This window comes from Altericroceibacterium spongiae (assembly GCF_003610805.1).
In the GTDB taxonomy this organism is placed as follows: Bacteria; Pseudomonadota; Alphaproteobacteria; order Sphingomonadales; family Sphingomonadaceae; genus Altericroceibacterium; species Altericroceibacterium spongiae.
The window spans coordinates 1-8470 of the sequence record NZ_RAPF01000021.1 but is presented as its reverse complement, the minus strand read 5'-3'; the positions used below and the strand labels follow the sequence as shown (position 1 = coordinate 8470).

At 56.3% G+C, this 8470-nt stretch carries 8 protein-coding genes and 1 pseudogene; 5 read left to right on the top strand and 4 right to left on the bottom strand.

All coding sequences use genetic code 11. The features are described from left to right. From D6851_RS17295 to D6851_RS17280, 4 genes and pseudogenes are all read left to right on the top strand, one after another. A pseudogene (locus tag D6851_RS17295) lies at window positions 1–108 on the top strand (IS5 family transposase); the annotation flags it as partial. Between the two features lie 76 nt (window positions 109–184). Continuing rightward, the gene (locus D6851_RS17290) at window positions 185–2791 is read left to right on the top strand and encodes a TonB-dependent receptor (RefSeq protein WP_120326088.1); all 2607 of its coding nucleotides are present in this window, start codon (window positions 185–187) and stop codon (window positions 2789–2791) included. 101 nt (window positions 2792–2892) lie between these two features. Further along, a complete protein-coding gene (locus D6851_RS17285; RefSeq protein WP_120326089.1) occupies window positions 2893–3942 on the top strand; it encodes an aromatic ring-hydroxylating dioxygenase subunit alpha in 1050 nt (349 codons plus the stop codon). Window positions 3943–3998: 56 nt separating this feature from the next. After that, entirely contained in the window at window positions 3999–4316 is a 318-nt protein-coding gene (locus D6851_RS17280) for a 2Fe-2S iron-sulfur cluster-binding protein (RefSeq protein WP_120324181.1), read from the top strand. 47 nt (window positions 4317–4363) lie between these two features. Here D6851_RS17280 and D6851_RS17275 read toward each other — a convergent pair whose 3' ends face one another. From D6851_RS17275 to D6851_RS17260, 4 genes are all read right to left on the bottom strand, one after another. Next, window positions 4364–5014, bottom strand: coding sequence for a TetR/AcrR family transcriptional regulator (locus D6851_RS17275; RefSeq protein WP_120326087.1), 651 nt, complete (start codon window positions 5012–5014; stop codon window positions 4364–4366). A gap of 74 nt (window positions 5015–5088) precedes the next feature. Next, complete coding sequence (locus D6851_RS17270) at window positions 5089–6498, bottom strand: aminomethyltransferase family protein (protein ID WP_183030169.1); 1410 nt, start codon at window positions 6496–6498, stop codon at window positions 5089–5091. Window positions 6499–6656: 158 nt separating this feature from the next. After that, on the bottom strand, window positions 6657–7742 hold the full coding sequence (locus tag D6851_RS17265) for a Gfo/Idh/MocA family protein (protein ID WP_120326085.1): 1086 nt from the start codon (window positions 7740–7742) through the stop codon (window positions 6657–6659). 153 nt (window positions 7743–7895) lie between these two features. Further along, window positions 7896–8192, bottom strand: coding sequence for a discoidin domain-containing protein (locus tag D6851_RS17260; protein WP_120326084.1), 297 nt, complete (start codon window positions 8190–8192; stop codon window positions 7896–7898). 68 nt (window positions 8193–8260) lie between these two features. Here D6851_RS17260 and D6851_RS17255 point away from each other — a divergent pair. Next, window positions 8261–8470 (top strand): transposase (locus tag D6851_RS17255; RefSeq protein WP_147395420.1); only part of this gene is annotated, 210 nt, incomplete at its 3' end.

Genomic DNA, 8470 nt, shown 5'->3' with positions numbered 1-8470 from the left:
TTCGGCAGGATCAAGGACTGGAGGCGCGTCGCAACCCGCTACGACCGTTGCGCCCACACCTTCATGTCCGCCATCTGCATCGCCGCTACCGTTTGCTACTGGCTGTGATCAATGAGTCCTGAGCCTAATATATAAAAAATACAAAATACCAGAGGATTATAATAATAATTTATGGGAGAGAATAATGAAGAAGGGTGTTTTTTTATCTTCTGCAATAATAGCGTCTTGCGTTTACATCCCCTCGGCTCTGGCTCAGGAGAACAACCCACCCCCCGCATCTGACAAGAAGGGGATCGCAGAAATTGTCGTCACTGCCCAGAAGCGGGCGGAGAATGTGCAGGATGTGCCGATTGCGATTTCGGCCTATTCATCGGAGGCGCTGGAAACGAGAGGCATTCGCGAAATTTCGCAAATTTCCAATGTCACGCCCAATGCAACACTTGATGCCGGCACGCCTTTTTCGGGATCGAGCCAAGTTCTGGCAGCCTTTATCCGCGGTGTCGGCGCCAATGACTTTGCAGCCAATCTCGACCCCGGCGTCGGGGTCTATCTCGATGGTGTCTATCTTGCCCGCACGGTCGGTGCCAATCTCAACCTGCCCGATGTCGAGCGGGTGGAAATTCTCAAAGGTCCGCAGGGAACGCTTTTCGGGCGGAACACGATTGGCGGTGCTATTTCGGTCGTGACTCGCGACCCTGACGATGAGTTTCATTTCAAGGGCGATGTCACTTATGGCCGCTTCAACCGCTTCGATGCGCGCGGCACGGTGAATATACCGGTTGCGGACGGTCTGTATTCATCGCTCACTTTCTCGACCGAACAGCGCGACGGCTATCAGAAGCGTGTCCCCTACCCCACGGATCAGCCCTTTGCCGTTGATGCCCCGACCTATATTCCGCGCAACGATTATGCGGTGTCGGACAGGCAGGGCGGCAATGATAGCTGGACGGTCCGCGGCAAATTGCTGTGGGAGCCATCATCAAACATTACCGTCCGGCTCAGCGGCGATTACAGCACGACCGATACCTCTTCCACTCCCAACAGCGTCGTTGCCTGGGATGAAGGTTTTCAGCCGGCGCCTTTTGCCCCGCCGCCGGGGACCGGGCTGCCCGGCACCTCTTTTGCGCCACCCGCAGGAGGGCTGAACTTTGCCGGCCTGTATAATTTCTGCATTAATTCCACGGCCGACCAAATCGCAGCACGTTTTGCGCAGAATCTTTGCGGCATGCGCGGAACGCAGTTCAACCCGGCGGGTCTGAGTTCTGCATTGGGAGGTGTGAATACCGATGGCGATCCGAATAATAACCGGCTGACTTATGACGGGCGCTTCGTCAGCACCGATCCCGATCGCAGCTATGCGACCGGGAACAACTATAACACATTGGAAAGTTATGGCTTTTCCGGCACGGTGGATATCGATCTGTCGGATCAGATTGCACTCAAATCGATCACCGGATATCGCAATCTCGACTGGGGCTCAGGCGTGGATCTGGATAATAGTCCGGTCGACCTGGCCGAAGGGTCTCTCTCCATGCAGCAGGACCAGTTCAGCCAGGAACTGCAGGTCATAGGCGCCTTTCTGGATAACAGCCTGAATGTCGTTCTGGGCGGCTATTATTTCGAAGAACATGCCTCCCTTAATGACAGGATGGCTTTCGGACAGGGCCTGCTGCAAATCGACGGGCCGAACGATCTGGATACGGATAACTGGGCTGTATTCGGCCAGATCGACTGGCGTATCAATGAGTGGCTCGGGATTACGATCGGGGGGCGTTACACCGAAGAGAATAAATCTTTGCTTGGGGCCCAGAGCGATCTCAATGGCCTTCTCTACAAGGCTCTGAACTGCGCGACGCCTGACGGAACGGTCGATCCTTATGCGCAGATTCCGACAGGGCCCGGCGCAACGGCGCCTTGCTATGCTGTTGCCGGCTTCCCTGTCGAAGATGAGCCGCTGCGTTTTTATGTCGATGAGAAACAGAAAAAGAAGTTCTCCAATTTCTCTCCCAAATTCGGCATCCAGCTTCATCCTAGCGATGATCTCATGGTCTATGGCAGCTATTCGAAAGGCTATAAGACCGGTGGTTGGACGACCCGCCTCTCCGCGCCTTTGTCCTATGCGCCCGATTTCGATGAAGAAAAGGCCACCACCTATGAAGTGGGCATAAAGTCGACCTTGCTCGACCGGCGTCTGCAACTGAACGCAGCCGCATTCCAGACCGATTACAAGGACATTCAGCTCACCTTTTATTCGGGTGTGAGCCCGATTTTCCAGAATGCCGGTAATGCGCGCATCAAGGGTTTCGAAATCGAAGCTGTAGCGGCTCCGGTGGACGGGCTGACGATCAATGCTTCGGTCGGCTATCTGGATGCCTATTTCAAGGATGTGCTCGACCAGTCGGTGGTTGCGCCCAATGCGTTCCAGCTGGGCGTAAGAGACGGGACGGAACTGCCCAAGACCCCCGAATGGTCGCTCAATGTCAGCCCGACCTATGTCGCCGGGCTTGCCAATGGCGGCGATATCACCACGAGCGTTACCTGGTCGCATCAGACAAAGGTGTTCAACGATGTCGAGCGGACCGAGGCGCTCGCTCGTCCAACGCACGATATTGTCGATGGCAGCATCACTTATAATGCGCCCGGCAGGGAGTGGTTTCTGCAAGGCGGCGTGACCAATATTTTCGACAAGCGAGTCCTTGTGACCGGCGTTTCCAATCCCGGTTTCGGCCTCGCTTTCGGGACCTATAACCGCCCGCGCGAATGGTATCTCAGAGCAGGCGTCAACTTCTAACGCGCTCCTTCAGTCGCAGGGTCATCCTCCCCTGCGGCTCCTTTCAGGGGGTGTCATCGCATGTTCCTTCAATGGCACCCCCTTATTTTAAGGACCTGAATATGAGCAATCTCATCTATAATAGCTGGTATGTCGCCGGGTGGGCCGATGAGTTCGACCGGACACCGCGCCAGCGTATGCTGCTTGGCAAACCGGTTGTTCTCTATCGCCGGGAAGATGGAACATTGGTGGCACTGGAAGACCGGTGCATCCATCGCATGGCTCCGCTGTCGATGGGGCAGGTTGAAGGGGACGATATCCGGTGCCTCTATCACGGCTTCAGATTCGCACCCGACGGCCAGTGTAACGATATTCCCGGCCAGGATATGATCCCCAGGCGGGCCTGTGTGCGCAGCTACCCGGTATATGAAAAATCGAGCTGGGCATGGGTCTGGATGGGAGACAAGGAACCCACCGATACGGCCCTTATCGCCGATGCCAAAGCGCTCGACGATCCGGAATGGATTTTGCGCAGAGGGGAACTCGATTACGAAGCCAATTATCAGCTGATTAACGACAATCTGCTCGATCTGACTCATCTGACTTATGTCCACAGCAACAGTTTCGGTGCGGATGAGGCATGGTCGGTCAATCGTCCGGTCGTCGAGACGCTCCCTAATGGTGTACGCAATTCACGCTGGATCGTGAACACTCCGCCAGTGCCGCCTCTCGGGAAAGCGGCCGGGCTCGACAGAGTCGATATATGGACCAGTTACGATTTCATCATTCCCGGCGTATTTCTTTTATATACAGCTATTTACCAGAAAGGAACGGCACAGGATTGTGACTTTTCGAAGCCAGGCGAAGATCGGGAAGTGCTGTTCAACAATTTCACCAGTCAAGCTGTTGTCCCCACAGGTGAAAGTACGACACGTTACTACTTCAGCTGGGGCCCCGGTTCCGCTTTCGGCGATGATGCCATTGCCGATCTGATGATCGACACGGCCAGACAGGCCTTTTTCGAAGACAAGGTCATGATTGAGGCGCAGCAGCGGATCATTGCCTGCGAACCAGAGCGCCCCCCGATGCCCTCGAATGCGGACAAGGCCATCACCCTGTTCCAGCGCATGATGAAATCGCTCGATAAAACAGACGCATTGCAACAGGCCTGAGCGATCCTCAGGCCGGCAGCGCCGCAACGATAAACGGTACGAATAAGGAAAACAGTGTGGGAGAAGTCATTGTCACGACCCGTGAGGGCGAGGAACATCGGTTGGAGCTGCATCCTGGCTGGACGCTGATGGAAACGATCCGCGATGCGGGAATAGACGAATTGCTGGCGCTGTGTGGCGGGTGCTGTTCTTGCGCAACCTGCCATGTGCATGTCGATCCCGCCTTTGCCGAACGGCTCCCGCCCATGGGAGAGGATGAAGACGATCTGCTCGACAGTTCGGAGGATCGCGATACCGATTCCCGTCTGTCCTGCCAGATAGAGCTGAACGATAATCTGGACGGACTCAGTGTCAGAATTGCCGAAGAGGATTAGAGCGGGCTGTTTCGCTTAAAGCTCTATGGCGAAAGATCTGCCCTGTATCATTCATCGATAAGGGCGGGCAAAGGCAGATGCGCGATTTGGCGAGCCTCTTCATAGTTGACCCCCATCCCCAGCAGAATAAAGCCTGCGATCGCTTCGGGATAATCTTCCGGTGTCTCTTCGCGCACCATGGTTTCGACTGCTGCAAGCGAGGTTCCCATCAGCAGATCGCGACCGACCTGGCTGGAGGGCAGATTCAGCATGCCGGAATCCATCCCTTCCTGAATGGTCTGTTCCGCCTGCTGGAAGGTCTCGGCACCGAAAATAATGCCATTCCCGCTCATATTGATCATTGACCAGGCCCATTGTTCGTCATTGCGGGCGCGGTGGAGATAATAGCGAATGCCGACAGTGGCCCGCTCGCGCGGGTCCGGCTTGGAATCGACCGTGCGGCGCACCGCCACGAGAAAATCATGAGTGACTTCATGGCTCAGCGCCTGAAGCAGCTCTTCCATCCCGGCAAAATGGTTATAGAAGGTGGCGCGTGTCACATCGGCAGCCGCGGCGATATCCTCGATACGCGATAGCAGGCCGTTTTCGGTTCCCAGCGTATTAAAGGCCGCAAGCAGGATTCTGGCTCGCGTCCGTGCCCGGCGTTCGCGCCCTATCTGGGCACGTCTTTCAAGATCTTCTTTTGTGATGGCCATCATTATCCCCGGGTCGGCTCGGATTGTCACCTATCTTCTTTCACAGGTAAAATCCAAGCCCCCCGAGGCTGAAAAATTTATGCCGCTTTGCTGCGATAGCTCTCACGGGCAACCCGGGAATAGGGAACCGGGCTGACAATGGCACGAATGCGCTTCATCGGCGTGGCCTTGAAAAAATAGCTCCCGCTTTCACCCCAGATCAGTTCGACTTCATCGCCGATCTGAATATCGGCTTCGACCATTGCCAGTGACAGGAAGGCCCGTTCCGAACGCTGATAGCAGCTATTCAGCGACACGCCCACGCGCCTGTCCCCCGCCATGACTGCATTATACGGACGATAGGTCTGCATCTGATGCTCGGGCCAGGGGAAATCGAGCGGCTTATACCCTTCCCCTTCGGGATCGAGCATATCTTTGACGAGATCGGCAATGTCATCGGCATTCCAGGCAAGCGTTACCTTATGCCGCTGCTCCGCGGGATCCAGCGCGGCGAGTGCATCGCGGCCGACGAAATCGTGATCGAGATGAACGAAGGGGCCGTAACCCAGTTCATAAGGCGTGAAGTAATAGTCTTCGATATTGTCTGTATCGAGACTGCCGCGTAAAAGCAGAGACCCTTCGGCGCTGTCGGCTGCCAGCCATTCACGATAGGGTTTCATACTATGGGTGAAGAAGGCACCCATAGGTGCGCCGACCCATCCGGACTCCACCGAAGCAGTCACATAAGCGCGGTGTCCGACACAATGCAGATCGAATTCCTTGCCTGCCGCAATGATGGTTTCCCGGATGATATGCCGCTGTTCGAACGGTGCCCAGAATTCGCATCCAACGGCGCCGGCCATACCGTGCCGCAAGGCTTTGACGGGAATGTCCCCGATCTTGAGATCGGTCATATGAAAGAAGCCGATGGCCGGCATGGGTGCGCCGTTGAGTTTCTCAATCAGGGCGGCGGCATTGGGGCCTTGCAACTGGAACCGGCACAATGTCCGCGCCCGTGCTTCACCGTTCGGATAGGCTTCGGATTTGGGAACCTTGTTCAGCTCGACATTGTAATCGCCCGTCTCGGCATAATAGCGGATCAGATTGCATCCCGGTTCGAGCCCGTTGAACAGGAAGTGATTATCTTCCAGTCCGCACAAAATACCATCGGCCAGAAAATACCCTTCCGCATTGCACAGAATAAGTTGATTGCCGCGCCCTGTGGCGTAGTTTTTCGGATTATTCGTGGCAATATCCGAAAACAGCCGCACCGCATCGGTGCCGGTAATATAAAGATCGGTCATGTGGTGCGTCTGATCGTAGAGCACCACTGCATTGCGCCAGGCCTCCTGTTCCTGATCCCAACTGGAAAATTCCTGCGGGACGATAGGAATCATCGGCTGCGGCTGCATCGCCGCATGGGCCGGAGCGCCGGTTTCGGGCCGCGCGCTGCGCAACATTTTGAGCGCCCCGCCATGTGTGCTGACAAGATCCTGTAGCGAATTCATTTTCACTCTCCCATATGGATTTTTCATTGTGTCAAATTTCATATGGGAGCCGCTCAAGCGGTTCAAGTAGTTTTTACATTTTGTTTATTTTGGGTATGTCGCGCCTTGTCCTTCCCGGTCTGGCGAAAAGGCAGAAAGAGCCGGCAGCGTCTGCCGGATCACCCATCCGTTGCAGCCAGTGTTTCGATGCGGGCAAGGATTTCATGCAGCGCAACGGCGTCCTGAAAGCTCGGCGCGGTGCTTGTTCCCTCCTGAATGTCTCTGGCCAGCATCGCGTAAATACCGGCGACATTGCGCGCCCCGGCAAAGTCGGGCTGGCCATTATAGAGAGACGCATCGGGCATCAGATCGGCCATTTCGGATTGCTGGCCGCGCGCGCCCTTAATGTGCAATTGCGCCATCTGCGCATGGCCGAGATCGGCAGTGACCTGAATATCGCCTTCGGTGCCATTGATTTCCCACAGCAGATTGGTGCCCTTGCTGATCCCGCCGCGATAATGCACTGCAAGCGCCCCGCCGCTCGCCAGCCTGCCCTGCATCATGATCTGATCGGCAGCGGTTTTGGGTTTTTTCTCTCCGGTATCGGTTACGGTCACCGTGTCGAAATTGCTCATCATCGTGGCTTTGAGCACATCGAACCGGCCCAGAACGTCTTGCAGGGCTGCCAGCGTATGCGCCATGGGGATATCGAGCATGGTCGCGCCATTGGTTTTGTCGAACAGATAATAGAGCGCTGCATTTGTCTGATAGGCCCAGTTACCACCCGACCCGACAATGGTGGTGGACAGAACATCGCCGACATAACCATCGGCAATCAGCTTGCGAAGATGGCGGATTTCCAGCGCGGCCCGGGCCTGCGTTCCGGTAACGGCCACGAGGTTTCTCTCTGCGGCCATGGTGGCCAGTTTGCGCGCTTCTTCCAGCCCGTTGCCGAGCGGCCATTCGCAATAGACATGTTTACCGGCTTCCAGAGCCTGTGACACAAGCTCGAAATGATACGGCACTTTGACCGTCACCGTGACCAGATCGATATCGGGTGAGCGGACGAGATCGGCCGGTGTGTCGAAAGCATGTTTCAGCCCCAGCGCCTGAGCGGTCTTGCGCCCGCTCTCCGGGGTGCTGTTGGCGACCCCCGTAATCTCGAAACTGTCCCCAAGCGAGCGGAGCGCAGGAATATGGGCCGTTGCGGCCCAGTTGCTGTCAGGGTTCAGTCCGATAAAACCGACACGGATGGGGGCTGTCATAGGCTGGTTTTCCTTGTGCATGACCTGCAGATCGCTGCTGTCCCAATCATGTAAACTGGCTCTGCCGCTTTTAAAGCGCGGTGCGCTGCGTTTTGTCGCATATCTGGCGCAACAGACTGCGGCGCTCTGCAAGGCGCCGCAGTCGGTTCTTTGTCAGCGGGCCTCGGTGAAACCGCCGATATTGGCAATGGCGAGCACCGGCCGGTCGGTGGCAGGGGCTTTGAAAGTCAGGCGCAGATAGCGGGCCTTTGCCGCTTGCGGGAAAGCGATGCGCTGGGTTGCCAGAGCATAGGCGATATTGGCGAATTCGCCTTCTGCCTGCTGTGTCCAGTGCGTGCCGTCGAGACTGGTTTCGGCGATATAACCTTTGGGCGGTGTGGCATCGGCCATGACCTGCCGTGAGGGCGTGAGGCTGAAACCGGCCAGCGCGGTCTCGCTGCTTAGGCTCAGGACCTATTAAATTGCTTGCGTGGGGTATGATTGGTTGATTCAATGGTAGTGTCGAGGAGGCGCTGCCGATGGATGTACCGTTTTTGTTGAGCCGTGCGCAGATGCGCCGGATTGAGCCGTTTTTCCCGCTGTCGCATGGTATCCCGAGGGTCGATGATCGGCGGATCGTGTCGGGGATCGTCTACGTCATCAAGCATGGGCTGATGTGGCGCGATGCGCCCAAGGGTTATGGTCCGCATAAGACGATCTACAACCGGTTCGTTCGCTGGAGCCGCCTT

Coding starts and splice junctions, on each gene's coding strand:
- D6851_RS17290 (WP_120326088.1), top strand. CDS start 185: ATGAAGAAGGGTGTTTTTTTATCTTCTGCAATAATAGCGTCTTGCGTT.
- D6851_RS17265 (WP_120326085.1), bottom strand. CDS start 7,742: ATGACAGCCCCCATCCGTGTCGGTTTTATCGGACTGAACCCTGACAGC.
- D6851_RS17270 (WP_183030169.1), bottom strand. CDS start 6,498: ATGAATTCGCTACAGGATCTTGTCAGCACACATGGCGGGGCGCTCAAA.
- D6851_RS17275 (WP_120326087.1), bottom strand. CDS start 5,014: ATGATGGCCATCACAAAAGAAGATCTTGAAAGACGTGCCCAGATAGGG.
- D6851_RS17285 (WP_120326089.1), top strand. CDS start 2,893: ATGAGCAATCTCATCTATAATAGCTGGTATGTCGCCGGGTGGGCCGAT.